Here is a 24738-nt window from a genome sequence, read left to right as displayed (position 1 = left end):
TGCCTTCAGATGTGACGGACTTCGACAATCTCGTACTCGATAACACCACTCGGCGTTTTCACGGCAACCACGTCACCCTCTTCCTTGCCGATCAAGGCACGGGCCAAGGGCGAGCCGACCGAAATCTTGCCGAGTTTGAAGTCAGCCTCATCCTCACCCACGATGTGGTAAGCGACGCTTTCATCCGTCTCGACGTTGGCGATTTCGACAGTGGTACCGAAGATCACTTTGCCGGTGTGCGGAATGGTCGTGACATCAATGATGACCTGATTCTGGATCCGGCCTTCGATATCACGGATCCGCGCCTCGACCATGCCCTGCTGTTCGCGGGCGGCATGGTATTCGGCGTTTTCCTTCAGATCACCCAGCTCGCGAGCCGTACCGATGTCCTGGCTGAGCTTCGGACGAACGACCTTGGTCAGGTGAGCGTGTTCTTCTTCCAGGGCTTTTGCGCCCTGGACGGTCATTGGGTACTTGATCATGCCTTCAATCCTGCGTGTAGATCCTGCAAGCGGCGTACGGTCTTCTCGGGACCGAACTTCAGCGCTTCACAGATAGCCTCGCCCGCAGCAATGGTGGTGGTGCAGTAGATCTTGTGCTGCAGGGCATTACGACGAATGGAGTAGGAATCAGCGATCGACTGACGGCCTTCGGTGGTGTTGATGATCAGGGTGACTTCGTCATTCTTGATCATGTCGACCACGTGCGGACGACCCTCGGTCACCTTGTTCACGCGGCGCACTTTCAGGCCTGCGGCTTCGATCAGCTTGGCAGTACCGGCAGTGGCGACCACTTCGAAGCCCAAGTTGATCAGATCACGGGCCACGCCTGCAACCAGCGGCTTGTCATCGTCACGCACGCTGATGAACGCGGTACCGCCGGTCGGCAGCACTTCGCTCGCGCCCATCTGGGCCTTGGCGAAGGCTTCACCGAAGGTGTCGCCGACGCCCATCACTTCACCGGTGGACTTCATCTCCGGGCCGAGGATCGGGTCAACGCCAGGGAATTTGGCGAACGGGAACACCGCCTCTTTCACGCTGTAGAAGTTCGGGATGATTTCCTTGGTGAAGCCGATTTCCTTCAGGGTCTTACCGGCCATGACGCGTGCAGCGATCATTGCCAGGGAAACACCGATGCACTTGGACACGAACGGTACGGTACGCGAAGCGCGCGGGTTGACTTCGATGACGTAGATGTCTTCGCCCTGCAGGGCCAGTTGCACGTTCATCAGGCCGACAACGCCCAGTTCCAGGGCCATTTTCTTGACCTGTTCGCGCATCTCGTCCTGGATGTGCGCCGGCAGCGAGTACGGCGGCAGCGAGCACGCGGAGTCACCGGAGTGAACGCCTGCCTGTTCGATGTGCTGCATGATCGCGCCGATTACCACGTCTTTGCCGTCGCAAACCGCATCCACGTCCATCTCGATGGCGCAGTTGAGGAAGTGGTCGAGCAGCACCGGGCTGTCGTTGGACACTTGCACCGCATCACGCAAATAGCGCTTGAGTTCGTCTTCCTTGTAAACGATTTCCATCGCGCGGCCGCCCAGCACGTAGGACGGGCGCACCACCAGCGGATAACCGATTTTCGCGGCAGCGCGAACAGCTTCGTCTTCACTGCGCACGGTGGCGTTTGGCGGCTGACGCAGGTTCAGACGCTCAACCATTTGCTGGAAGCGCTCACGGTCTTCGGCACGGTCGATGGCATCAGGGCTGGTACCGATGATCGGCACGCCAGCGGCTTCGAGGGCGCGCGCCAGTTTCAGCGGCGTCTGACCGCCGTACTGGACGATCACGCCTTTCGGCTTCTCGACGCGGCAGATTTCCAGTACGTCTTCCAGGGTTACCGGCTCGAAGTACAGACGGTCGGACGTGTCGTAGTCGGTGGAAACGGTTTCCGGGTTGCAGTTGACCATGATGGTTTCGTAGCCGTCTTCGCGCAGGGCGAGAGCGGCGTGTACGCAGCAGTAGTCGAACTCGATGCCCTGGCCGATACGGTTCGGACCGCCACCCAGAATCATGATCTTGTCGCGACCGGACGGCGCGGCTTCGCACTCTTCCTCGTACGTCGAGTAGAGGTACGCGGTGTCGGTGGCGAACTCGGCGGCACAGGTGTCAACGCGCTTGTAGACCGGGAACACTTCCAGTTTTTGACGGTGCGTACGCAGGTTCTTCTCGGTCACACCCAGCAGTTTGGCCAGACGCTGATCGGAGAAGCCTTTGCGCTTGAGCTTGAACATCAGGTCGCGGTCGATAGCGGACAGACCGAGGGTCTTGACCTTCTCTTCTTCCTTGATCAGATCTTCGATCTGCACCAGGAACCACGGGTCGATCATGTTCATGCCGAAAATGTCTTCGACGGTCATGCCGGCGCGGAAGGCGTCCGCTACGTACCAGATACGCTCGGCGCCCGGCACGGTCAGCTCGCGCTTGAGGATGCTCATGCTTTCCGGGTTGCTCAGGTCGAGCTTCTCGTCCAGCCCGCAAACGCCCACTTCCAGACCGCGCAGGGCTTTCTGCAGGGATTCCTGGAAGGTGCGGCCGATGGCCATGACTTCACCGACCGACTTCATTTGCGTGGTCAGGCGCGCGTCAGCCTTGGCGAATTTCTCGAAGGCGAAACGTGGCAGCTTGGTCACAACGTAGTCGATCGACGGTTCGAAGGACGCCGGGGTCTTGCCGCCGGTGATGTCGTTGGACAGTTCGTCGAGGGTGTAGCCCACAGCCAGTTTGGCCGCGACTTTGGCAATCGGGAAACCGGTGGCTTTCGAAGCCAGTGCCGAGGAACGCGATACGCGCGGGTTCATCTCGATCACGACCATGCGGCCAGTGTCCGGGCAGATACCGAATTGCACGTTGGAGCCGCCGGTCTCGACGCCGATCTCGCGCAGTACCGCCAGCGAGGCGTTACGCAGGATCTGGTATTCCTTGTCGGTCAGGGTCTGTGCCGGAGCAACGGTGATCGAGTCACCGGTATGCACGCCCATCGGGTCGAAGTTCTCGATCGAGCAGACGATGATGCAGTTGTCCTTTTTGTCGCGGACAACTTCCATTTCATATTCTTTCCAGCCGATCAGCGATTCGTCGATCAGCAGCTCTTTGGTCGGCGACAGGTCCAGACCGCGGGCGCAGATTTCTTCGAACTCTTCACGGTTGTAGGCAATACCGCCGCCAGTGCCACCCATGGTGAAGGACGGACGGATGATGCACGGGAAACCCAGACGCTCGAGAACGGCGTTGGCTTCTTCCATGCTGTGGGCGATACCGGAACGCGGGCATTCCAGGCCGATGGATTTCATGGCCTTGTCGAAACGCGAACGGTCTTCAGCCTTGTCGATGGTGTCGGCGTTGGCACCGATCATTTCCACGCCGAACTTTTCCAGAACGCCTTCGCGCTCCAGATCCAGGGCGCAGTTCAGTGCAGTCTGGCCACCCATGGTTGGCAGCACCGCGTCCGGGCGTTCTTTTTCGATGATCTTGGCCACGGTCTGCCACTTGATCGGCTCGATGTACGTGGCGTCAGCCATGTCCGGGTCGGTCATGATGGTGGCCGGGTTGGAGTTCACCAGGATGACGCGGTAACCCTCTTCGCGCAGGGCTTTGCAGGCCTGGGCGCCGGAGTAGTCGAATTCGCAGGCCTGGCCGATAACGATCGGGCCAGCGCCGAGAATCAGGATGCTTTTAATGTCTGTACGTTTTGGCATGGGTTTGTCACTCAAATCCGCAGGTCAGTCGGCAAGCCGTCTTGATCGATTTCTGAAGCCCTGAGGGGCGCCACCGGTGTCGGGGCCGCCCTCGAGGGCTTCTCGCTACAGTCTCAAGGCGAACGCTTAGCGTCGCTTGGCCATCTCGTTGATGAAGCGGTCGAACAGGGGCGCCACATCGTTCGGGCCCGGGCTCGCTTCAGGGTGGCCCTGGAAGCTGAACGCGCTCTTGTCGGTGCGCTCGATGCCTTGCAGGGTGCCATCGAACAGCGATTTGTGGATCGCACGCACGTTGGCCGGCAGGGTCGCTTCGTCAACCGCGAAACCGTGGTTCTGGCTGGTGATCATCACGACGCCAGTGTCCAGATCCTGTACCGGGTGGTTGGCACCGTGGTGGCCATGGCCCATTTTCAGGGTCTTGGCGCCGGAGGCCAGAGCCAGCAGCTGGTGACCAAGGCAGATACCGAAGACCGGAATCTCGGTTTCCAGCACTTCCTTGATCGCCTTGATCGCGTAGTCGCAAGGCTCCGGATCACCAGGACCGTTGGACAGGAACACACCGTCCGGCTTGAGCGCCAGCACGTCGGCTGCCGGGGTTTGCGCCGGCACCACGGTCACGCGGCAGCCGCGCTCGACCAGCATGCGCAGGATGTTCAGCTTGACGCCGTAGTCGTAGGCAACCACGTGGTATGGCAGCTCGGACGCTTCGAGGGTCGCGTGGCTGTCGGTCTTCAGATCCCAGACAGTGGAGCGCCATTCGTACTTTTCCTTGGTGCTGACGACTTTCGCCAGATCCATGCCCTTCAGGCCCGGGAAGCCTTGCGCGGCGGCAATTGCAGCCTCTTCGGAGATGTTGTCGCCGGCCATGATGCAGCCGTTCTGGGCGCCTTTTTCACGCAGGATGCGGGTCAGGCGGCGGGTGTCGATACCGGCGATTGCCACAACGTTGTTGGCTTTCAGGTAGTCGGACAGGGACATCGTGTTACGCCAGTTGCTCGCTACCAGCGGCAGGTCACGGATGACCAGGCCAGCGGACCATACGCGGTCGGACTCGGCATCTTCCGGCGTGGTGCCGGTGTTGCCGATGTGCGGGTAAGTCAGGGTAACGATCTGTTGGGCGTAGGAAGGATCGGTAAGGATTTCCTGATAGCCGGTCATTGCGGTGTTGAACACCACCTCACCAACGGTTTGACCGTCGGCTCCAATGGCTTCGCCGCGAAAAATGCTGCCATCAGCAAGGGCGAGTATGGCTGGCTTAGTCAAGAAGACCTCCCGTAAATAACGCATGAAAGGGCAATCGCAGGTTGTAAAAAAGCGGAGTGACGTATGGACACGTCACTCCGCTTCTTCACTGAATTATTCTGCGCGCTTTTAGTGGACACACTAAAGCTGTAGCTTACAGAAAAAGGCTTTTTTGGTCCACCGCTAAAGAGCCTAAAAGGCCGGAGAATGCGACAGGGCGTCGCGCGATGCAGAAAAACCAGCGCAAACCGGGCGTTTGCGCTGGGTAAAACATTCAATCAATGCAGGTCGAGCACGTCCTGCATGTCATACAGACCCGGCTCGCGGCCATCCAGCCACAACGCCGCACGCACCGCGCCCTTGGCAAAAGTCATGCGACTGGAAGCCTTGTGCGTGATCTCCAGGCGCTCGCCTTCGCAGGCAAACAGCACCGTGTGATCACCGACCACATCACCACCGCGAACGGTGGCGAAACCAATGGTTTCCCGCTCGCGCGCACCGGTGTGACCTTCACGACCATAGACCGCGACTTTCTGCAGATCACGATCCAGCGCATCGGCAATCACTTCACCCATGCGCAGCGCCGTGCCCGAAGGCGCGTCAATCTTGTGCCGGTGATGCGCCTCGATGATCTCGATGTCGGCATCGTCGCCCAGCACCCGGGCAGTCATTTCGAGCAGCTTCAGCGACAGGTTGACCCCGACACTGAAGTTGGCCGCAAACACGATCGGAATATCCTTGCCCGCCTCGGCCAGCAGTTGCTTCTGCGCAGCGTCGAGCCCGGTGGTGCCGATGACCATGGCCTTGCCAGCCTTGCGACAGAACGCGAGGTTTTTCAACATCACTTCCGGCAGGGTGAAGTCGATCAGCACATCGAACTCTTCAGCCACCGATTCGAGGTTGCCGGACAACGGCACACCGATACGACCCAGCGAAGCCAGCTCACCGGCGTCCACTCCGATCAGCGTACTGCCGGGACGAACGATCGCCGCAGTCAGGCCGGTCAATGGCGCGCGCTGTTGCACGGCTTCGACCAGAATCTTGCCCATGCGCCCGGCGGCGCCCATCACAGCTATACGTCGCATGCCGACTCCTTACAGATCGCCGAAGAAGCGCTTCACACCATCGAACCAACCAGTGGTTTTCGGCGAGTGGCTGTTATCGTCCGCCAGCGAGCTGCGGAATTCTTCGAGCAGTTCGCGCTGACGACGATTCAGATTGACCGGGGTCTCGACCGCTACGCGGCACATCAAGTCGCCCGCACCACCGCCACGCACCGGCGCCACGCCTTTGCCGCGTACACGGAACTGCTTGCCGGTCTGGGTGCCTTCGGGGATTTTCAATTTGACGCGACCGTCGAGGGTCGGGATTTCCAGCTCGCCGCCGAGCGCCGCATCAACAAAGCTGATCGGCACTTCGCAGAACAGGTGCTTGCCATCGCGCTGGAAGATGTCGTGCTCGCGCACGTTGATCACCACGTACAGGTCGCCGGTCGGGCCGCCCTGGGTGCCCGCCTCGCCCTCGCCGGACAGACGAATGCGGTCGCCGGTATCAACACCAGCCGGCACTTTGACCGACAGGGTCTTGTATTCTTCGACGCGACCGTCGCCGTGGCAGGAATCGCACGGATCGGAAATGATCTTGCCCTGGCCATGGCAGCGCGGGCAGGTCTGCTGCACCGAGAAGAAGCCCTGCTGCATGCGCACCTGACCGATGCCGCCGCAGGTCGGGCAGGTCGATGGCGACGAGCCTTTCTTCGCGCCGGAACCGTCGCACGGCTTGCAGTTGACCAGTGTCGGAACGCGGATATTCACGGTGGTACCGCGTACCGCTTCTTCCAGATTCAGCTCCAGGGTGTAGCGCAAATCGCTGCCGCGCTGGGCGCCGCCACGGGAACCGCCGCGACCGCCACCGAAGAAGTCACTGAAGACATCGCCAAAGATGTCAGAGAAATTCTGCCCGCCGAAACCGGCACCACCGCCACCCATGCTTGGGTCGACGCCAGCATGACCGTACTGGTCGTAGGCCGCGCGCTTGCTCGAATCGGACAATACTTCGTAGGCTTCGTTGGCCTCTTTGAACAGTTCTTCCGACGCTTTGTCATCGGGATTACGGTCCGGGTGGTGCTTCATCGCCAGGCGACGATAGGCCTTTTTCAGGTCTGCATCGCTTGAACCACGCTCGACACCCAATACTTCGTAATAGTCACGCTTTGCCATAAGTCTTTGCACTCTTGAGGACGTTCGGCAAACCCCTCCTGAGGATGGCCAAACTCGTTGAGCCCCAATACAGGCCCGGACCCAACTCACGTCAATTCAACGATCCTGGTCTTTGTTTCTTGTGGTACTTGCGGCACGAAAAGCAGGAGCATTCCCGGCCATACCAACAGCATGCAAGGCTTGTCGCATGCTGTAAAAATTCACGTATTCCAGATACGCCAACGCGGGAGCAAGCTCCCGCGCGGCGACATCCTACCAGTCACCGCCGCAAGGCAGTCAACCGGCCGACCAACAACTTACTTGTGGTCTTTGACTTCTTCGAACTCGGCATCGACAACATCGTCAGCCTTTTCAGCTTTCTCGTCGTGCGGCGCCGCGCCTTCAGCAGGCTGAGCCTGTTCGGCGTACATCTTCTGGGCAACCGGAGCCGAGACTTTCGACAGCTCTTCGATCTTCGCTTCGATGGCAGCCTTGTCGTCGCCTTTCACAGCGGCTTCCAGTGCAACCACGGCAGCTTCGATCGCGGTCTTCTCTTCAGCGCTGACCTTGTCGCCCGCTTCGGTGACCATTTTGCGAGTCGAATGAACCAGTGCATCACCCTTGTTACGGGATTCAGCCAGCTCCGCGAACTTGCGGTCTTCCTCGGCGTTCAGCTCGGCGTCGCGAACCATCTTCTGAATTTCTTCATCCGACAGACCGGAGTTGGCCTTGATGGTGATCTTCTGCTCTTTACCGGTCGCCTTGTCTTTCGCGCCAACGTGCAGGATGCCGTTTGCGTCGATGTCGAAGGTCACTTCGATCTGCGGCACGCCACGTGGAGCAGGTGGAATGTCGGCCAGGTCGAACTTGCCCAGCGACTTGTTCTGCGCAGCTTGCTTACGCTCACCTTGCAGGACGTGAATGGTCACGGCGCCCTGGTTGTCGTCGGCAGTCGAGAACACTTGCGATTTCTTGGTAGGAATCGTGGTGTTTTTCTCGATCAGCGCGGTCATCACGCCACCCATGGTTTCGATACCCAGGGTCAGCGGGCTGACGTCGAGCAGCAGAACGTCTTTCACGTCACCGGCCAGAACGGCGCCCTGGATCGCAGCACCCATGGCAACTGCTTCGTCCGGGTTCACGTCTTTACGTGCTTCTTTACCGAAGAAATCGGTCACCAGCTTCTGTACCAGCGGCATACGGGTCTGACCGCCGACCAGAATCACGTCGTTGATCGCGCCAACGTCGATACCGGCGTCTTTCATGGCGATGCGGCAAGGTTCGATGGTGCGCTGAACCAGGTCTTCAACCAGTGCTTCGAGCTTGGCACGCGAAATCTTCACGTTCAGGTGCTTAGGACCGGTGGCGTCTGCAGTGATGTACGGCAGGTTGACGTCGGTCGACTGCGCGGACGACAGCTCGATCTTGGCTTTCTCAGCGGCTTCTTTCAGGCGCTGCATGGCCAGCGGGTCACCTTTGAGGTTCATGCCGCTTTCTTTCTTGAATTCGTCAACGAGGTAGTCGATCAGACGAATGTCAAAGTCTTCACCGCCGAGGAAGGTGTCACCGTTGGTGGCCAACACTTCGAACTGGTGCTCGCCGTCAACCTCAGCGATCTCAATCACCGACACGTCGAAAGTACCGCCACCCAGGTCGTAAACGATCACGGTGTGATCGCCCTTGGCCTTGTCCATACCGTAAGCCAGAGCCGCTGCGGTTGGTTCGTTGATGATACGTTTAACGTCCAGACCGGCGATGCGGCCGGCGTCTTTGGTCGCCTGACGCTGGCTGTCGTTGAAGTAGGCCGGAACGGTGATCACCGCTTCAGTCACAGGCTCGCCGAGGTAATCTTCGGCAGTCTTCTTCATCTTCTTCAGGATTTCAGCCGAGATTTGTGGCGGCGCCATTTTCTGGCCGTTCACTTCAACCCAGGCGTCGCCGTTGTCAGCCTTGGCGATTTTGTACGGGACCATCTTGATGTCTTTCTGTACGACTTCTTCGTCGAACTTGCGACCGATCAGACGCTTCACCGCGTACAGGGTGTTGTGCGGGTTGGTCACTGCCTGACGCTTGGCCGACTGACCAACGAGGATTTCACCATCGTTGGCGTAAGCGATGATCGACGGCGTGGTGCGCGCGCCTTCGGCGTTTTCGATAACTTTGGCTACGCCGTTTTCCAGCACGGAGACGCAGGAGTTGGTAGTCCCCAGGTCGATACCGATAATTTTGCCCATGTTCACTCTCCCGAAACTTTGGATTTTGTTGCCGCAGCAGTGGTGGCTAACTGCGGTAATACTTAAACGCTTGACTTCTAAATGGGGGCCTTGCGGCTAATTTCAAGCCTTCTCGTCAATCGAAGGCGAAATTGGCGCCGGCGCCTTGCTGACCACAACCATGGCCGGACGCAACAGGCGACCGTTGAGCTGGTAGCCCTTCTGGAACACCTTCAGAACGCTGTTCGGTTCAACGTCGGCGCTCTCCTGCATGGCCATCGCCTGATGGTGAACGGCGTTGAACGGTTCGCCATGCGGATCGATCGCTTCAAGCTGATAACGCTTGAGGGTGTCGTGGAACATTTTCAGGGTCAGCTCGATGCCTTCGCGCATCGGACGGATACTTTCGTCGTCCGGGCTCGACAATTCGAGACCGCGCTCCAGGCTGTCAACGATCGGCAGCAAGTCACCGGCGAATTTTTCCAGCGCAAACTTGTGCGCCTTCTCGACATCCTGCTCGGCACGGCGGCGGACGTTCTGCAGATCGGCAGCTACGCGCAGAGACTGATCCTGCGCGGCGGCCAACTGCTCTTCGAGCACTTGTACACGGGTCGCCAGGTCGTCACCCGAAGTTTCGGGCGCCTGATTGGCTTCTGGATTTTGCGTATCTACTGTCTGTTCGTCAGCCATAGAATTCTCCTTTCAATTACGTCCGCGAGCTGTACTCGCGCTTCTGCCCCGATATATGGGGCCGCAAAATCAGGCTTCAAGGGCCTGCAATGATTAACCCTACAAAAAAGTGCTGCATTGTCATTCCTGCTCGGACTAAGCATTTGATCGGATCAAGCAAATCGAGCTAAGCGAGGGCATTGTCAGGCCGAAACAAAACACTGTATAAATAACCAGACCTAAAGCCTGGGAGCGGCCTTTATGCTGGTGCACCTGTCCGTACACAACTACGCCATCGTTGAACATCTCGATCTCGAACTTGATCGCGGGATGAGCGTGATCACAGGGGAAACCGGCGCCGGCAAGTCAATCATGCTCGACGCCCTGGGCCTGACCCTTGGCGACCGCGCCGACAGCGGCGTGGTTCGCCCGGGCGCCGACAAGGCCGACATTCTGGCCACCTTCGACCTGGTCGACATTCCCGAAGCCCATGCCTGGCTGGCCGAGCGCGACCTCGAAAACGACGGCCCCTGCATCCTGCGCCGGGTGATCACCGCCGAAGGCCGTTCGCGCGGCTATATCAATGGCACACCCTGCCCGCTCGGTGATCTCAAGGCTCTCGGCGAACTGCTGATCGATATCCACAGCCAGCACGAACACCAGTCCCTGCTGAAAACCGACACTCACCGGCGCCTGCTCGACGAATACGCCGGCGCTACCGATCTGGCCCGCCAGGTGCAACTCGCCGCGCAGCGCTGGCGCCAGACCCGCCAGGAACTGGAGCGCCTCTCCAACTCGGGTGACGAGCAACGCGCGCGTCACCAATTGCTCAGCTACCAGCTCGAAGAGCTGGAGAACCTCGGCCTCGGCGAAAATGAACTCGAACAGCTGGAGCAGGAACACAAGAATCTGACCAACGCCGAAACCCTGCTTGGCATTTGCCGACAAGTGGTCGAGCAGTGCAGCGAAAGCGATTCCGGCAATGTGCTGAATGCGCTGACCGCCAGCCTCAACCGCCTGTCGAGCGTGAACAACTCGGTTGGCGCACTGGGCGAAGCCAGCAGCCTGCTGACCAGCGCGCAGATCCAGGTTGAAGAAGCCGTCGGCGAGCTCAATCGCTTCCTCGACAACTTCGATGCCGATCCGGCGCGCCTGCAGTATCTGGAAGAACGCCTCGACGCGATTTACACCCTGGCGCGCAAGCACCGGATCCAGCCAAACGAAGTCGCCGAGATGCAGCAGAAATTGCTCGATGAAATCGAGACATTGAATGCCAACGACGAATCCATCGAACGCCTGGGTGATGAACTGGCCTCTTATGCCCGCCATTATCAAGAGAAGGCCCGGGAACTGAGCGACTTGCGCCATCAGGCCGCCAGCAGCCTCGCCAGCGCCGTGGAGCAAGAGATCCAGCGTTTGGGCATGCCGGGCGGACGCTTCACCATCGAGCTGCGCGCCAATACCAGCGACGAACTACAGCCTAACGGCCTGGAACAAGTCGAACTGCTGGTCAGCGCCAACCCCGGCCAGCCGCTCAAGGCGCTGGCCAAAGTAGCCTCCGGTGGCGAGCTGTCGCGAATCAGCCTGGCGATTCAAGTGATCACTGCGCAGACCTCACGAGTGCCAACCCTGGTATTCGACGAAGTGGACGTGGGTATCGGCGGGCCGACAGCGGAAATCGTCGGTCAGTTGTTGCGGCGTCTTGGCGATCGCGGCCAAGTGCTGACCGTGACGCATTTGCCGCAAGTGGCGGCGCAGGGTCATCAGCATTTATTTGTGCACAAGGTTCGCGGTGAACAGGCTACCCACACCGCCGTGTCCAAACTGAGCAAGAACGACCGCATAGAGGAAGTAGCGCGGATGCTGGGCGGCATCGACTTGACCAAAGAGTCCTTGGCTCACGCGAAAAAAATGGTGGTCACGGCAAAAGTTTAAGAACGGCAGAAAGCACGAAGGCGACCCTTGAGTCGCCTTCGTTCGTTTCGCGAACCTGAAATTCGCGCGACATGCTTACTTTTTCTTGCGTACGTACAGCACCAGATTGTGATCTACCAGATCAACACCGTGCTCCTCGGCAATTGCCTTCTGGAGCTTTTCGATTTCCGGACTGACGAATTCGACGACTTCACCGGTTTCCACGTTGACCATATGGTCGTGGTGGCCACCGTCGGCCAATTCGAATACCGCGTGGCCACCGTCGAAGTTGTGACGGACCACGAGGCCAGCAGCTTCGAACTGGGTCAGAACACGGTAAACCGTGGCCAGACCGACGTCCTCGCCCGCTTCCATCAACGCCTTGTAGACGTCTTCGGCACTCATGTGACGCTGCTCGGTAGAGTCGAGCATTTGCAGGATCTTGACCCGTGGCAGGGTCACTTTGAGGCCGGCTTTGCGTAGTTCGCTATTTTCAACCATGGTCAGCTTTCTCGCGATGCTGCTTCGCAGCTTCTCTTAATGCGGGTATGATCGGCGTTTACGTTGTCCCAGCCAAGATAGTGGAAGTCGCCCACCGATGCAAAACACCAAGCTCTTGCTAACCAGTTTCACCTTTGTGGGACTGCTCGCACTCGCCGGTTGTTCATTCCCCGGGGTTTACAAAATCGACATCCAGCAGGGCAATGTCGTCACGCAGGACATGATAGACCAGTTACGCCCGGGAATGACCCGTCGGCAAGTACGGTTTATCATGGGTAACCCTCTGCTGACCGACACGTTCCATGCCGATCGCTGGGATTATCTGTACAGCCTGCAACCTGGTGGCGGTGAACGCCAGCAGGAGCGCGTGAGTGTTAATTTCAATTCCAACGACCAGCTTGTCAGCCTGTCCGGTGACTTCATGCCGGGCGTAAGCCGTGACGAGGCCATTCTCGGTAAGGACAGTGGCACCAGCGTGACCGCCCCTGCTGAAAACGCCGAGAAGCCGAAGCCGGAACAACCCGCCAAACCAGGCTCCTTGCTGGATTCGATCCAGAAGGACGTGGACGGTGTTGAAACCGTTCCGGTTCCGACGCCTGAGCCGCTGGACACCTCCCCGCAGTAATGCGCGAGGCAATAAAAAACCCGGAATTTCCGGGTTTTTTATTGCCTGCGATCTGGCCAGGCTACTGATTTCGCGCTTTGGCCTCGGCAGCCTTGGCCGCCCGCAGGCGTCGAACCTCTTTCGGATCCGCCAACAACGGACGGTAGATCTCGATGCGCTCCCCCGCCTGAATCAAGCGAGCCCGTGGATCAGCCACCACCTTGCCGAAGATCCCCAGCGGACAATCACTCAGATCCAGTTCCGGGAATTCATCGCCAATACCTGACTTGAGCACCGCCTCTCGCACTGTCGTCCCTTCCGGGACGCTCAAAGTGCGCAGAAGCTGACGATCCACGGCGGCATACACCACTTCAATCTCGATCACCGGATCAACCATGCATCTGCTTGGCACGCTGGCAGAACGCATCCACCAACGTATTCGCCGCCTGATTGAACAGCGGGCCAAGCGTCGCGCGCACCAGCGGGCCGGCGTAGTCAAAAGACAGGTCAAGACTGATCTTGCAGGCCTTCTCGTTCAATGCCTTGAAGACCCAGACACCATGCAGCTGGTTGAACGGGCCTTCTTCCAGGTTCATCTCGATCGATTGCCCCGGCACCAGTGTATTGCGCGTGACGAAGTGCTGACTGAGACCGCCCTTGGCCACGCCAACGCTGGCGCGCATTTGCTCGGGCGAGCTTTCCAGCACTTCGGCGGACGAGCACCATGGCAAGAATTCCGGGTAACGCGCGACGTCGTTGACCAGGTCGTAGAGGAATTGCGCCGGGTATGGCAGCAACGCCGAACGTTGAATATGTGTCGTCATGTAAGCGTTACTTCCAGAGCTGAGCGGCAAACACTACAAGAATGCCGATAGGCGCCACGTAGCGCATCAAGAACAAGGACAGGGCAAACAGCGCCGGGTTACGAATCGACAACTCCTCCCGCACCGCATCACGCCCCATCACCCAACCGGCAAACAGCACGAAGCACAGGCCACCGAGCGGCAACATGATCCGCGAGGTGAAGAAATCGATCACGCCGAAGAAGTCCAGACCGCCCGCCGCACCCCATTGGTAGAGATGGAACAGCCCGCCTTCGTTCACGAAAAATTTGGCTTCCTTCCAGATATTGAAAGAGAAAACCGTACCCAGACCGACGAACCAGCAGATGAACGCCAGCCAGAAAGTCACCCAGCCACGGCTGATTTTCGTGCGTTCAACCAGATAGGCCACCATCGGTTCAAGCAAGGAAATCGCCGAGCTCCAGGCGGCAATCGCCACCAGGACAAAGAACACCACGCCCATCAACTGGCCGAAAACCACGTTACCGAAGGCAAATGGCAGACTGACAAACATCAGGCCTGGGCCTTCGCTAGGGTTCAAACCGCCAGCAAACACAATCGGAAACAATGCCAGACCAGCCACCAGCGATACAAAGGTATCCAGCAGCGCCACACCGACCACGGTGCCAGAGAGCGAGGCTTCCTTGGTCATGTAAGCGCCGTAAATCATGATCGAACCCACACCCACGCTCAGGGAAAAGAACGCGTGGCCCATGGCGGGCAGCAAGCCGTCGAGGACTTTTTCCGGATGGAAGTCGAACATGAAATGCACGCCTTCCATGAAATGCCCGGTAGTCATGCTGTAACCCAGCAATACCAACACCATGACGAACAGCAGCGGCATCATGATCCGCAGGCTGCGCTCCAGCCCGGCAACCACGCCTTTGGCGATCACCACGGCCGACAACAGCATGAAAACTGTGTGCCAAAGTGTCAGACGCCAGGGATCGGAGATCACATTGCCGAAATAAGCGCCGACCTGCTCCGCCGTAGCACCCTGGAAGTCGCCGCGCCCCATGTCGATGATGTAATCCAGCGACCAGCCGCCGACCACACTATAGAAAGACAAGATCAGCAGCGCCGTGATCATCCCGGCAAACGCGCCCCACGACCACTTGCCCGAATGCCCGGCCTCCCGCGCCAACACCTTCAAAGCGTTCGCCGGACTCTGCCGCGCGCGCCGGCCGATCAGGGTTTCAGCCAGCATGACCGGGATCCCGATCAATGCGATGCAGGCGAGAAACATCAGCACGAAGGCGCCGCCGCCGTAGACCCCGACCATGTAGGGGAATTTCCAGATGCTGCCCAGTCCCACGGCCGAACCGGTCGCGGCGAATATGAAAACCCAGCGGCTAGCCCAACTGCCGTGGACAGAAACCTTGTCTGTCGACATTGAATATCACGCCCAAGCGTTAGAAAAAGAGGCCGCATTGTCCGGGATTCACTCAACCTGCTCAAGCACGCAGCATCACCGTAGCCGAGGATCATTTATCTCCATATAATGCCGCCCCTATGGCTAAACAGAAGAAACACCCAACAGGGACCATCGCGCAGAACAAAAAGGCGCGACACGATTACTTCATCGAACATCGTTTCGAGGCTGGTCTGGTCCTGGCCGGCTGGGAAGTAAAAAGTCTGCGGGCAAGCAAGCTGCAACTGGTCGACAGTTACGTGCTGCTCAAGGACGGCGAAGCCTGGCTTCTCGGCAGTCACATCACGCCGTTGATGACCGCCAGCACCCACGTCATCGCCGATCCGACCCGCACCCGCAAACTGCTGCTCAATAAGCGCGAGCTGGAAAAACTCGCCGCTGCCGTGCAACAGAAAGGCTACGCCTGCGTGTGCCTGTCCTTCTACTGGAGCAAGCACATGGTCAAGTGCGAGATTGCTCTGGGCAAGGGCAAGAAGGAATACGACAAGCGTGACACCGAGCGCGAACGCGACGCCGGTCGAGAGCTGCAGCGCGCCGTGCGCAACAAGGGCAAGGAAGAATAATTTCTTCTGCCTGAAAGATCGCAGCCTTCGGCAGCTCCTACAGGGAAAGACACATTCCTGTGTAGGAGCTGCCGAAGGCTGCGATCTTTTTGCTTCTAAAAGCTACATTCCCTTGCGCCGCTCCGCCCGAGCCATGCGCTGAACTTCCTGCCGCACCTCTTCCAGCACTTCCTGCACATACAGAATGTGCCGACTGGAAACCTCCCGCGCCTGCTCCGCACGCCCTTCGATAATCGCCAGATACAGCTCCCGGTGCTGAGAGATCAGCATGTCGCGGGTTTCCGTGCGCTGTTTGTACATGCCGCCGATGTTGGTCACCACGTTGCGCTTGAGCAAATCGAAAAGCCCGCGAATGGTGTGCAGCAGCACCGCGTTGTGACTGGCTTCGGCAATCGCCAAATGAAACTTCGCGTCCGCCGCGCCCTCTTCCACCCGGCTCACTTCGTCATGCCGCGTGTAGCAATCCTGCAGCTCGTTGAACGCTGCGGTCAGGCGCTCACGATCCACATCCGTGGCGCGCAATGCTGCGTAATAGGCACACGATGCCTCCAGAGTGTGCCGAAACTCCAGCAAATCGCGCTGTGCTTCGGGGTTGCTCTCCAGCAGCAATAGCAGGGGGTCGCTGAAGGTCGATCCGAGGGTTTCCACCACGTAATTGCCGCCGCCCTGGCGACTGACCAGCAAGCCCTTGGCCGCCAGTTTCTGAATCGCTTCGCGCAACGACGGACGCGATACACCGAACTGCTCGGCCAAGGTGCGCTCAGCCGGAAGCCGCTCGCCGGACTTCAGCGTGCCCTCAAGGATCATCCCCTCGAGGCGCTCGACAATATCGTCAGACAAACGGCGCTGACGAATCTGATCAAACCCCATAACTCATTTCTCCACGATCCCGACCGCTCGCCGGGCTCTCTATTCTGGCCTATCGGCGCCCCGCCGACACCTGTCAGAGCACATTTGCCCGACCGGATCAGATGCCTTCTGCACCGCTTATTCGACAAAAGTTTCAGGGCGACAAATTGACACACCGATATCAAGGCTTTTACCCTAGCCAACAGCGATTGTAAATTGGTATTACCAATTAACCAAAAACGCTGACAGTGCCTGACCAACAACAATTAGGGGCCACCCCATATGCAAACCTGGCAACAGCTCTATACCCCGCTCGGCAGTCTCGGTGTCTCCGCACTCGCGGCCGTCATCCCCATCGTTTTCTTCTTTCTGGCTCTGGCGGTGTTCCGCCTCAAGGGTCATGTGGCCGGCAGCATCACGCTCGCCCTGTCGATTGCCGTGGCGATTTTCGCCTTTCACATGCCGGTCGACATGGCTTTCGCCGCTGCCGGATACGGCTTTGCCTATGGTCTGTGGCCGATTGCCTGGATCATCGTCGCGGCGGTGTTCCTCTACAAACTGACGGTCAAGAGTGGTCAGTTCGAGGTCATTCGTAGTTCGGTACTGTCGATCACCGACGACCAGCGTTTGCAGGTGCTGCTGATCGGTTTCTGCTTCGGTGCGTTTCTGGAAGGTGCCGCCGGCTTCGGCGCGCCAGTGGCCATTACCGCCGCGCTGCTGGTCGGCCTCGGGTTCAATCCGCTGTACGCCGCCGGCCTGTGCCTGATTGCCAACACCGCGCCGGTGGCCTTCGGCGCCCTTGGGATTCCGATCATCGTGGCCGGCCAGGTCACTGGCATCGACGCGTTCAAGATCGGCGCCATGACCGGCCGCCAGCTACCACTGCTGTCGCTTTTCGTGCCGTTCTGGCTGGTGTTCATGATGGACGGCCTGCGTGGCGTGCGTGAAACCTGGCCGGCAGCACTGGTTGCAGGCCTGAGCTTCGCCGTGACCCAGTACTTCACTTCGAACTTCATCGGCCCGGAGCTGCCGGACATCACCTCGGCCTTGGCCAGCCTGATTTCCCTGACCCTGTTCCTCAAAGTCTGGCAGCCAAAACGCGCCGCCGGCCAGCACATCGCCGGCGCCGTGTCGGCCTCGGTGGTAACCGCCAGCGCCGGCGGTTTCAGCCAGAAGCGCAGCACCGTGGCGTCGCCTTACAGCCTCTGGGAAATTTTCATCGCCTGGTCGCCATTCCTGGTCCTCACCGTGCTGGTAACCATCTGGACCCTAAAGCCGTTCAAGGCCATGTTTGCCGCCGGCGGTTCGATGTACGCCTGGGTGTTCAACTTTGCCATCCCGCACCTGGATCAGCTGGTGATCAAGACCGCGCCGATCGTGGCCACACCGACTGCGATTCCGGCGGTGTTCAAACTCGACCCGATTTCCGCGACCGGTACCGCGATTTTCTTCTCGGCGCTGATCTCGATGCTGGTATTGAAGATCAACTTCAAAACTGGTCTGACCACTTTGAAAGAGACCTTCTACGAACTGCGCTGGCCGATTCTGTCGATCGGCATGGTGCTGGCCTTCGCCTTCGTCACCAACTACTCGGGGATGTCTTCGACCATGGCGCTGGTCCTGGCCGCGACCGGCGCAGCCTTCCCGTTCTTCTCGCCGTTCCTCGGCTGGCTGGGCGTGTTCCTCACCGGTTCCGATACTTCGTCCAACGCGCTGTTCAGTTCGCTGCAGGCGACCACCGCACACCAGATCGGCGTCAACGACACCTTGCTGGTAGCGGCCAATACTAGCGGCGGCGTGACCGGCAAGATGATCTCGCCACAATCGATCGCCGTGGCCTGCGCCGCGACCGGGCTGGTGGGCAAGGAATCGGATCTGTTCCGCTTCACCCTCAAGCACAGCCTATTCTTTGCCACGATTGTCGGCCTGATTACGCTGGCCCAGGCCTACTGGTTCACCGGCATGCTGGTGCACTGATCCTATAAACAAAACGGAAATAACCGACGCCGGTTCGTGATTCCGGCGTTAGCAACTCACCACCCGGTCTGTAAGGCTGCTGAAAGCAAGGCGCTTTATATTCAGCAGCCGCCACAGACGGATAACCGGGCCCACCCGGAGACACGCCTGATGAGCGAGCTTTTTTACAACGCTGTGCCCAACGCCACGCGCGTCGCACCGCCACTGCCTGAACCTCGGCAATACCCCAGCGAGAAACCGTCGCGGGTCTACCTGTTCGGCACGTGCGTGGTCGACCTGTTCTACCCCGAAGCAGGGATGGACGCGATCCATTTGCTGGAGCGCGAAGGCATCCGCGTCGAGTATCCGCAAGGGCAGAGCTGCTGCGGGCAACCGGCCTACACCTCGGGTTACACCGAGCAGGCGCGGACGGTCGCGCGCGCTCAGCTGGCGTTGTTTGCCGGGGATTATCCGGTGGTGGTGCCGTCGGGTTCCTGCGCAGGCATGCTGCGCGAGCATTACGCGGACTTGTTCAAGGACGAGCCGCAAACGTTGAAACAGGTACAGGCCCTCGCGGCCCGCACCTATGAACTGGCCGAGTTCCTGCTGTTCGTCTGCAAGGTGCAGCTCAAGGACAGCGGCGAACCGGTCAAAGTGGCGCTGCACACCTCGTGTTCGGCACGCCGCGAGATGAACACCCACCTGCACGGCCGCGAGCTGTTGGCGCAGTTGAGCAACGTGGAACGGGTCAACCACGATCACGAAAGTGAATGCTGTGGCTTCGGTGGGACATTCAGCGTCCGTATGCCAGACATTTCCGGCGCAATGGTGGCTGACAAGACCAAAGCGTTGAAGGATTCCGGCGCACACAAAGTGTTGAGCGCCGACTGTGGCTGTTTGATGAACATCAACGGCGCATTGGAGAAACAAAAAGAAGCGCTGCGCGGGCAACATCTCGCCAGCTTTCTGTGGCAACGAACCGGAGGTGCGCAATGAGCACCTCGACGATTATTCCTACGGTTGCCGTAGAAGAAGACTTCCGCACCCGGGCGCACAACGCCTTGGGTGATCAGCAGTTACGGAACAACTTCCGTACTGCCATGGATTCACTGATGACCAAGCGGGCCGCGGCGTTCAGCGATGCCCACGAAAGAGAACACTTGCGCGCCCTGGGCAACTCGATCAGGGCGCGTGCGCTCTCCAAGTTGCCCGACCTGCTCGAGCGACTGGAACAGAACCTGACCCGCAACGGTGTGACAGTGCACTGGGCGGAAACGGTGGACGAGGCCAATGGCATCGTCCTTTCGATCATCCGCGCTCACGAGGCGCGGCAAGTGATCAAGGGCAAATCGATGGTCAGCGAAGAGATGGAGATGAACCATTTCCTCGAGGCTCAAGGTGTTGAATGCCTGGAGTCCGACATGGGGGAATACATCGTCCAGCTCGACCACGAGAAGCCTTCACACATCATTATGCCGGCGATCCACAAGAATGCCGGTCAGGTCGCGTCCTTGTTCCACGACAAACTTGGCGTGGAGTACACCAAGGACGTTGACCAACTCATTCAGATCGGTCGCAGAGTCCTGCGGCAGAAATTCTTCGAAGCGGACATCGGCGTTTCCGGCGTCAACTTCGCCGTAGCCGAAACCGGCACTCTGCTGCTGGTGGAAAACGAAGGCAACGGGCGCATGACCACCACCGTGCCGCCGGTGCACATCGCCGTCACCGGCATCGAAAAGGTCGTGGAAAACCTGCGCGACGTGGTGCCGCTGTTGTCGCTGCTGACCCGCTCGGCGCTGGGCATTCCGATCACCACTTACGTCAACATGATCTCCGGCCCGCGCAAGGAACATGAACTCGATGGCCCGCAGGAAGTGCATCTGGTGCTGCTCGACAACGGTCGCAGCCAGGCCTTTGCCGACAGCGAACTGCGCCAGACCCTGAACTGCATCCGCTGCGGCGCCTGCATGAATCATTGCCCGGTCTACACCCGCGTCGGTGGTCACACCTATGGCGAGGTGTACCCGGGACCGATCGGCAAAATCATCACCCCGCACATGGTCGGTCTGGCGAAAGTCCCGGATCACCCGAGCGCTTCGTCGTTGTGCGGTGCCTGCGGTGAAGTGTGCCCGGTGAAAATTCCGATCCCTGCCCTACTGCGGCGTCTGCGCGAAGAAAACGTCAAAGCCCCGGACAGTCCGCATCAAGTGATGCGCGGCCAAGGCAGCAAATATTCGCGCAAGGAACGTTTCATCTGGAACGCCTGGGCGAAACTCAACAGCTCGCCGACGCTGTACCGGTTGTTTGGTTTCTTCGCCACACGACTGCGTGCGTTAACGCCGAACAATGTCGGCCCGTGGACGCAAAACCACAGCGCACCGAAACCCGCCGCCCGCTCACTGCACGACATGGCCCGCGAGCATCTGGCCAAACAGGGAGACCGCTGATGAGCGCCAAGCAAAATATCCTCGCCAAGCTGCGGAAAAGTCTGACAGGCACCACACCGATTGCCGACGATTTCGACGTCGATCTGGTGACCCAGCCTTACACCTACAGCGCCGAGCAACGCATTCCGCAACTGCGCAAACTGATGGAGGCGGTGCACACTGAAATCCATCTGACTACCGACGCAGACTGGCCGACGCTGCTCGCGCAATTGCTGCGTGACCGTCAACTGCCAAGCCTGCTGATCGCACCGACGACGCCTCACGGGCAGCGCATCTCACAACACTGGGCGAACAATCCTGATCTGCCGACGCTGAAGTACTACAACCGGCCGATGGAGGAGTGGAAAGCCGAACTGTTCAACGACACTCCGGCCAGCCTGACCGGCACCCTCGGCGCCATCGCCGCGACCGGCAGCCTGATTCACTGGCCCACTCGTGAAGAGCCGCGATTGATGAGCCTGGTGCCGCCGGTGCATTTCGCCCTGCTCAAGGCCAGCGAAATCCGCGACAACTTCTATCAGGTGCAACAGGAATTCGAGTGGGCCCAAGGCATGCCGACCAATGCGCTGCTGGTGTCCGGACCCTCGAAAACCGCCGACATCGAACAAGTGTTGGCCTACGGCGCTCACGGCCCGAAAGACCTGGTGGTACTGATCCAGGAGGACCAATGACGCTTCCGGTGAATTTCCTGCGTGATGCGCAGCAACTGATTCCAGCGGAGCGCCGCTTCGACGATCCGCTGTCGACCTTGGCCTTCGGCACCGACGCCAGTTTTTATCGGCTGATTCCCAAACTGGTGATCCGCGTCGAATCCGAAGACGAAGTGGTGGCGCTGCTGAAACTGGCCCAGCGCGATCAAGTCCCGGTGACCTTCCGCGCCGCCGGCACCAGTTTGTCCGGGCAAGCGATCAGCGATTCGGTGCTGATTGTGCTGGGGGATAACTGGAACGCTCGCGAGATTCGCGATCAGGGCCTGCAAATCCGCCTGCAGCCGGGCGTGATCGGCGCACAGGCCAACGCGTGGCTGGCACCGTTCGGGCGCAAGATCGGCCCCGACCCGGCATCGATCAACGCCTGTAAAATCGGCGGCATCGTCGCCAACAACGCCAGCGGCATGTGCTGCGGCACCGCGCAAAACACCTACCACACACTTGCCGGGATCCGCCTGGTACTGGCCGACGGCAGCCGTCTCGACACTGAAGACGCAGCCAGTGTCGCCGCGTTTCGCGAAAGCCACGGCGAACTGCTGGAGCGCCTGGCGACGTTGGGCCGCGAGACCCGCGCCAATGCCGAACTGGCGGCGAGAATCCGCCACAAATACCGTCTGAAAAATACCACCGGCCTGTCACTCAACGCCCTGGTGGATTTCGACGAGCCTGTGGATATCTTGAGCCACCTGCTGGTCGGCTCCGAAGGCACCCTCGGCTTCATCAGTGCGGTGACTTACGACACGGTGATCGACCACCCAAACAAGGCCTCGGCACTGATCGTGTTCCCGGATGTGGAAACCTGCTGCAACGCGGTCACGGTGCTGAAAAACCAACCGGTATCAGCGGTGGAACTGCTGGACCGACGCAGCCTGCGCTCGGTGCAGGACAAACCGGGCATGCCGGATTTCGTACAACACCTGTCGAACAATGCCTGCGCGCTGCTGATCGAATCCCGCGCCGCCTCTTCCACGTTGCTGCAGGAACAACTGGCGCAGATCATGGCTTCGCTGACCCGTTTCCCGGTGGAAAAACAGGTCGACTTCACTGAAGACCCGGCCGAGAACGCCAAACTCTGGGCCATCCGCAAGGACACCTTCCCCGCCGTCGGTGCCGTGCGTAAAACCGGCACCACGGTGATCATCGAAGACGTGACCTTCCCGGTCGAGCAACTGGCGATCGGCGTCAACCGCCTGATCGAGCTGTTCGACAAACATGCCTACGACGAAGCAATCCTTTTCGGACACGCGCTGGAGGGCAATCTGCACTTCGTCTTCACCCAAGGCTTCAACAGTCCGGAAGAAGTCGCACGCTATCAAGCGTTCATGGACGACGTCGCGCAACTGGTGGCGGTGGAATTCGGCGGTTCGTTGAAGGCTGAACACGGCACCGGACGGAATATGGCGCCGTTCGTTGAGCTGGAATGGGGCAGCGATGCGTATCAGTTGATGTGGCAGCTCAAACGCCTGCTCGACCCCAACGGCATCCTCAACCCGGACGTGGTGCTCAGCGAAGATCCGCAGATCCACCTCAAGCATCTCAAGCCGCTGCCAGCGGCGGACGAGATTGTCGATAAATGCATCGAATGCGGCTTCTGCGAACCGGTCTGCCCATCGAAGGGCCTGACCCTCAGCCCGCGCCAGCGCATCGTCATCTGGCGTGACATTCAGGCGAAAAAACGCGCCGGCGTTGACACCACCGAGCTGGAAAAGGCCTACGAGTATCAAGGCATCGAGACCTGCGCCGCGACCGGATTGTGCGCTCAGCGTTGCCCTGTGGGCATCAATACCGGCGAACTGGTGAAAAAGCTTCGCGGCCGACACGCGACGCATCAGAAAACCGCTGACTGGATCGAAGGAAATTTCGCCAAGACCCTGCAAGGTGCACGTTTCACTTTGCACGTGGCCAATGGCGCACGGATGCTGCTGGGCGCACCGCGTCTGGCGAAGCTATCGGCAACCCTGACGCGTTTGTCCAAAGGCCAGGTGCCGCTGTGGACCAACGCGATGCCGCAACCGGAAAAAGTCATTCGCTTCAACCCGAGTGTGTCGGATGAGCGCCCGCGGGTGGTGTATCTGGCGGCGTGCGTATCGCGGGTGATGGGCCCGGCGGCGGGTGACAAGGAGCAGATGTCGCTGTACGACAAAACCCGCGGCTTGCTGGAAAAAGCCGGTTACCAAGTGGTGATCCCGGACAATCAAGACAACCTCTGCTGCGGTCAGCCATTTGCCTCCAAAGGCTACGCCGAGCAAGCCGAACATAAGCGTCAGGAACTGATCAGCGCCCTCCTTCATGCCAGTCGTGGCGGGCTCGATCCGATCTATTGCGACACCAGCCCGTGCACCTTGCGCTTGGTGCAGGACGTGGGAAATGTTCGCCTGGATCTGTACGACCCGGTGCGCTTCATTCGTACGCACCTTCTCGATCGACTGGAGTTCACCCCGCAAGAGGCACCGATTGCGGTTCATGTGACCTGCAGCACCCAGCATCTGGGCGAGAGCCAGGCGTTGATCGATCTGGCGCGCAAATGCAGCAAAAACGTGGTGATTCCGGAAGGCATTCATTGCTGCGGGTTTGCCGGTGACAAGGGCTTCACCACGCCGGAGCTGAACAGCCACTCGCTACGCACACTCAAGGACGCGGTGCAACATTGCAACGAGGGGATTTCCACCAGCCGCACCTGTGAGATCGGCCTGACGCAGCACGGCGGCATCGACTATCACGGACTGGTCTATCTGGTGGATCGGGTCACTCGAGCGAAGGCCTGCTAAAAGAAAGTTAGAACCCTTGAGCGAGGCGGTAGTCCACAGAACAAGCCCCGAACACGCGGGGCTTTTCCTCCTTTCGCTGGCCTGCTCTGACGGTCAGTGAGAGTCTGGATTCCTCAGTGCAAGGAGATAC

At 59.5% G+C, this 24738-nt stretch carries 20 protein-coding genes; 8 read left to right on the top strand and 12 right to left on the bottom strand.

What is annotated here, in order from left to right; translation table 11 throughout:
- Positions 1-5: 5 nt before the first annotated feature.
- The 7 genes from greA to grpE all read right to left on the bottom strand — a co-directional run bounded on the left by greA (position 6) and on the right by grpE (position 10043).
- The gene (gene greA, locus GTQ41_RS03875; RefSeq protein ID WP_041066788.1) at positions 6-482 is read right to left on the bottom strand and encodes a transcription elongation factor GreA; all 477 of its coding nucleotides are present in this window, start codon (positions 480-482) and stop codon (positions 6-8) included.
- Entirely contained in the window at positions 479-3700 is a 3222-nt protein-coding gene (gene carB, locus GTQ41_RS03870; RefSeq protein WP_047291165.1) for a carbamoyl-phosphate synthase large subunit, read from the bottom strand. Before carB ends, greA begins: the two co-directional genes overlap by 4 nt.
- A gap of 126 nt (positions 3701-3826) precedes the next feature.
- Positions 3827-4963 carry a glutamine-hydrolyzing carbamoyl-phosphate synthase small subunit gene (gene carA, locus GTQ41_RS03865; protein ID WP_047291163.1) on the bottom strand — a complete coding sequence of 379 codons (1137 nt, stop codon included), beginning with the start codon at positions 4961-4963 and terminating at the stop codon, positions 3827-3829.
- A 257-nt stretch (positions 4964-5220) separates the two neighbouring features.
- A complete protein-coding gene (gene dapB / locus GTQ41_RS03860) occupies positions 5221-6027 on the bottom strand; it encodes a 4-hydroxy-tetrahydrodipicolinate reductase (RefSeq protein WP_003221523.1) in 807 nt (268 codons plus the stop codon).
- Positions 6028-6036: 9 nt separating this feature from the next.
- On the bottom strand, positions 6037-7161 hold the full coding sequence (dnaJ, locus tag GTQ41_RS03855) for a molecular chaperone DnaJ (protein WP_003221522.1): 1125 nt from the start codon (positions 7159-7161) through the stop codon (positions 6037-6039).
- A 296-nt stretch (positions 7162-7457) separates the two neighbouring features.
- A complete protein-coding gene (dnaK, locus tag GTQ41_RS03850; protein WP_003221521.1) occupies positions 7458-9374 on the bottom strand; it encodes a molecular chaperone DnaK in 1917 nt (638 codons plus the stop codon).
- A 102-nt stretch (positions 9375-9476) separates the two neighbouring features.
- Positions 9477-10043, bottom strand: a complete 567-nt coding sequence (gene grpE / locus GTQ41_RS03845; protein WP_007961425.1) for a nucleotide exchange factor GrpE — start codon at positions 10041-10043, stop codon at positions 9477-9479.
- Between the two features lie 240 nt (positions 10044-10283).
- Here grpE and recN point away from each other — a divergent pair, with 240 nt between their 5' ends.
- Complete coding sequence (recN, locus tag GTQ41_RS03840) at positions 10284-11957, top strand: DNA repair protein RecN (RefSeq protein WP_047291160.1); 1674 nt, start codon at positions 10284-10286, stop codon at positions 11955-11957.
- 75 nt (positions 11958-12032) lie between these two features.
- Here the strand turns inward: recN and fur are convergent, their stop codons facing one another.
- Positions 12033-12437, bottom strand: a complete 405-nt coding sequence (gene fur / locus GTQ41_RS03835; protein WP_003221515.1) for a ferric iron uptake transcriptional regulator — start codon at positions 12435-12437, stop codon at positions 12033-12035.
- A 97-nt stretch (positions 12438-12534) separates the two neighbouring features.
- Here fur and GTQ41_RS03830 point away from each other — a divergent pair, with 97 nt between their 5' ends.
- Positions 12535-13062, top strand: coding sequence for an outer membrane protein assembly factor BamE (locus GTQ41_RS03830; protein WP_027610774.1), 528 nt, complete (start codon positions 12535-12537; stop codon positions 13060-13062).
- A 61-nt stretch (positions 13063-13123) separates the two neighbouring features.
- Here the strand turns inward: GTQ41_RS03830 and GTQ41_RS03825 are convergent, their stop codons facing one another.
- The 3 genes from GTQ41_RS03825 to GTQ41_RS03815 are packed head-to-tail and all read right to left on the bottom strand — an operon-like array spanning position 13124 to position 15276.
- Positions 13124-13438: an RnfH family protein gene (locus GTQ41_RS03825; protein WP_047291158.1), complete on the bottom strand. Its 315-nt coding sequence runs from the start codon at positions 13436-13438 to the stop codon at positions 13124-13126.
- Entirely contained in the window at positions 13431-13865 is a 435-nt protein-coding gene (locus GTQ41_RS03820; RefSeq protein ID WP_047291156.1) for a type II toxin-antitoxin system RatA family toxin, read from the bottom strand. Before GTQ41_RS03820 ends, GTQ41_RS03825 begins: the two co-directional genes overlap by 8 nt.
- A 7-nt stretch (positions 13866-13872) precedes the next feature.
- Positions 13873-15276, bottom strand: coding sequence for a sodium-dependent transporter (locus GTQ41_RS03815; RefSeq protein WP_047291154.1), 1404 nt, complete (start codon positions 15274-15276; stop codon positions 13873-13875).
- Positions 15277-15395: 119 nt separating this feature from the next.
- Between GTQ41_RS03815 and smpB the strand changes: the two genes are divergently transcribed.
- On the top strand, positions 15396-15878 hold the full coding sequence (smpB, locus tag GTQ41_RS03810; RefSeq protein ID WP_003221505.1) for an SsrA-binding protein SmpB: 483 nt from the start codon (positions 15396-15398) through the stop codon (positions 15876-15878).
- A 102-nt stretch (positions 15879-15980) separates the two neighbouring features.
- Here the strand turns inward: smpB and GTQ41_RS03805 are convergent, their stop codons facing one another.
- Positions 15981-16748, bottom strand: a complete 768-nt coding sequence (locus GTQ41_RS03805; protein ID WP_041066759.1) for an FCD domain-containing protein — start codon at positions 16746-16748, stop codon at positions 15981-15983.
- A gap of 261 nt (positions 16749-17009) precedes the next feature.
- Between GTQ41_RS03805 and GTQ41_RS03800 the strand changes: the two genes are divergently transcribed.
- The 5 genes from GTQ41_RS03800 (at position 17010) to GTQ41_RS03780 (ending at position 24608) form a co-directional block, all read left to right on the top strand.
- Positions 17010-18704, top strand: a complete 1695-nt coding sequence (locus tag GTQ41_RS03800; RefSeq protein WP_047291149.1) for a lactate permease LctP family transporter — start codon at positions 17010-17012, stop codon at positions 18702-18704.
- Positions 18705-18854: 150 nt separating this feature from the next.
- A complete protein-coding gene (locus tag GTQ41_RS03795) occupies positions 18855-19679 on the top strand; it encodes a (Fe-S)-binding protein (RefSeq protein WP_047291147.1) in 825 nt (274 codons plus the stop codon).
- Positions 19676-21130 carry a LutB/LldF family L-lactate oxidation iron-sulfur protein gene (locus GTQ41_RS03790; protein ID WP_047291145.1) on the top strand — a complete coding sequence of 485 codons (1455 nt, stop codon included), beginning with the start codon at positions 19676-19678 and terminating at the stop codon, positions 21128-21130. The genes GTQ41_RS03795 and GTQ41_RS03790 overlap by 4 nt, the downstream gene beginning before the upstream one ends.
- A complete protein-coding gene (locus GTQ41_RS03785; protein ID WP_047291143.1) occupies positions 21130-21801 on the top strand; it encodes a lactate utilization protein in 672 nt (223 codons plus the stop codon). The genes GTQ41_RS03790 and GTQ41_RS03785 overlap by 1 nt, the downstream gene beginning before the upstream one ends.
- Positions 21798-24608, top strand: coding sequence for an FAD-binding and (Fe-S)-binding domain-containing protein (locus GTQ41_RS03780; protein ID WP_047291141.1), 2811 nt, complete (start codon positions 21798-21800; stop codon positions 24606-24608). Before GTQ41_RS03785 ends, GTQ41_RS03780 begins: the two co-directional genes overlap by 4 nt.
- The last annotated feature ends 130 nt before the right edge of the window (positions 24609-24738 follow it).

This window comes from Pseudomonas sp. AN-B15 (assembly GCF_019056475.1).
Classification (GTDB): Bacteria; Pseudomonadota; Gammaproteobacteria; order Pseudomonadales; family Pseudomonadaceae; genus Aquipseudomonas; species Aquipseudomonas parakoreensis.
This window is presented reverse-complemented; position numbering and strand designations above follow the sequence as displayed.

What these genes read in the sequence shown, in the direction of transcription:
- greA (WP_041066788.1), bottom strand. Translation starts at nt 482, where the DNA reads ATGATCAAGTACCCAATGACCGTCCAGGGCGCAAAAGCCCTGGAAGAA.
- carB (WP_047291165.1), bottom strand. Translation starts at nt 3,700, where the DNA reads ATGCCAAAACGTACAGACATTAAAAGCATCCTGATTCTCGGCGCTGGC.
- dapB (WP_003221523.1), bottom strand. Translation starts at nt 6,027, where the DNA reads ATGCGACGTATAGCTGTGATGGGCGCCGCCGGGCGCATGGGCAAGATT.
- dnaJ (WP_003221522.1), bottom strand. Translation starts at nt 7,161, where the DNA reads ATGGCAAAGCGTGACTATTACGAAGTATTGGGTGTCGAGCGTGGTTCA.
- dnaK (WP_003221521.1), bottom strand. Translation starts at nt 9,374, where the DNA reads ATGGGCAAAATTATCGGTATCGACCTGGGGACTACCAACTCCTGCGTC.
- grpE (WP_007961425.1), bottom strand. Translation starts at nt 10,043, where the DNA reads ATGGCTGACGAACAGACAGTAGATACGCAAAATCCAGAAGCCAATCAG.
- recN (WP_047291160.1), top strand. Translation starts at nt 10,284, where the DNA reads ATGCTGGTGCACCTGTCCGTACACAACTACGCCATCGTTGAACATCTC.
- fur (WP_003221515.1), bottom strand. Translation starts at nt 12,437, where the DNA reads ATGGTTGAAAATAGCGAACTACGCAAAGCCGGCCTCAAAGTGACCCTG.
- GTQ41_RS03830 (WP_027610774.1), top strand. Translation starts at nt 12,535, where the DNA reads ATGCAAAACACCAAGCTCTTGCTAACCAGTTTCACCTTTGTGGGACTG.
- GTQ41_RS03825 (WP_047291158.1), bottom strand. Translation starts at nt 13,438, where the DNA reads ATGGTTGATCCGGTGATCGAGATTGAAGTGGTGTATGCCGCCGTGGAT.
- GTQ41_RS03820 (WP_047291156.1), bottom strand. Translation starts at nt 13,865, where the DNA reads ATGACGACACATATTCAACGTTCGGCGTTGCTGCCATACCCGGCGCAA.
- GTQ41_RS03815 (WP_047291154.1), bottom strand. Translation starts at nt 15,276, where the DNA reads ATGTCGACAGACAAGGTTTCTGTCCACGGCAGTTGGGCTAGCCGCTGG.
- smpB (WP_003221505.1), top strand. Translation starts at nt 15,396, where the DNA reads ATGGCTAAACAGAAGAAACACCCAACAGGGACCATCGCGCAGAACAAA.
- GTQ41_RS03805 (WP_041066759.1), bottom strand. Translation starts at nt 16,748, where the DNA reads ATGGGGTTTGATCAGATTCGTCAGCGCCGTTTGTCTGACGATATTGTC.
- GTQ41_RS03800 (WP_047291149.1), top strand. Translation starts at nt 17,010, where the DNA reads ATGCAAACCTGGCAACAGCTCTATACCCCGCTCGGCAGTCTCGGTGTC.
- GTQ41_RS03795 (WP_047291147.1), top strand. Translation starts at nt 18,855, where the DNA reads ATGAGCGAGCTTTTTTACAACGCTGTGCCCAACGCCACGCGCGTCGCA.
- GTQ41_RS03790 (WP_047291145.1), top strand. Translation starts at nt 19,676, where the DNA reads ATGAGCACCTCGACGATTATTCCTACGGTTGCCGTAGAAGAAGACTTC.
- GTQ41_RS03785 (WP_047291143.1), top strand. Translation starts at nt 21,130, where the DNA reads ATGAGCGCCAAGCAAAATATCCTCGCCAAGCTGCGGAAAAGTCTGACA.
- GTQ41_RS03780 (WP_047291141.1), top strand. Translation starts at nt 21,798, where the DNA reads ATGACGCTTCCGGTGAATTTCCTGCGTGATGCGCAGCAACTGATTCCA.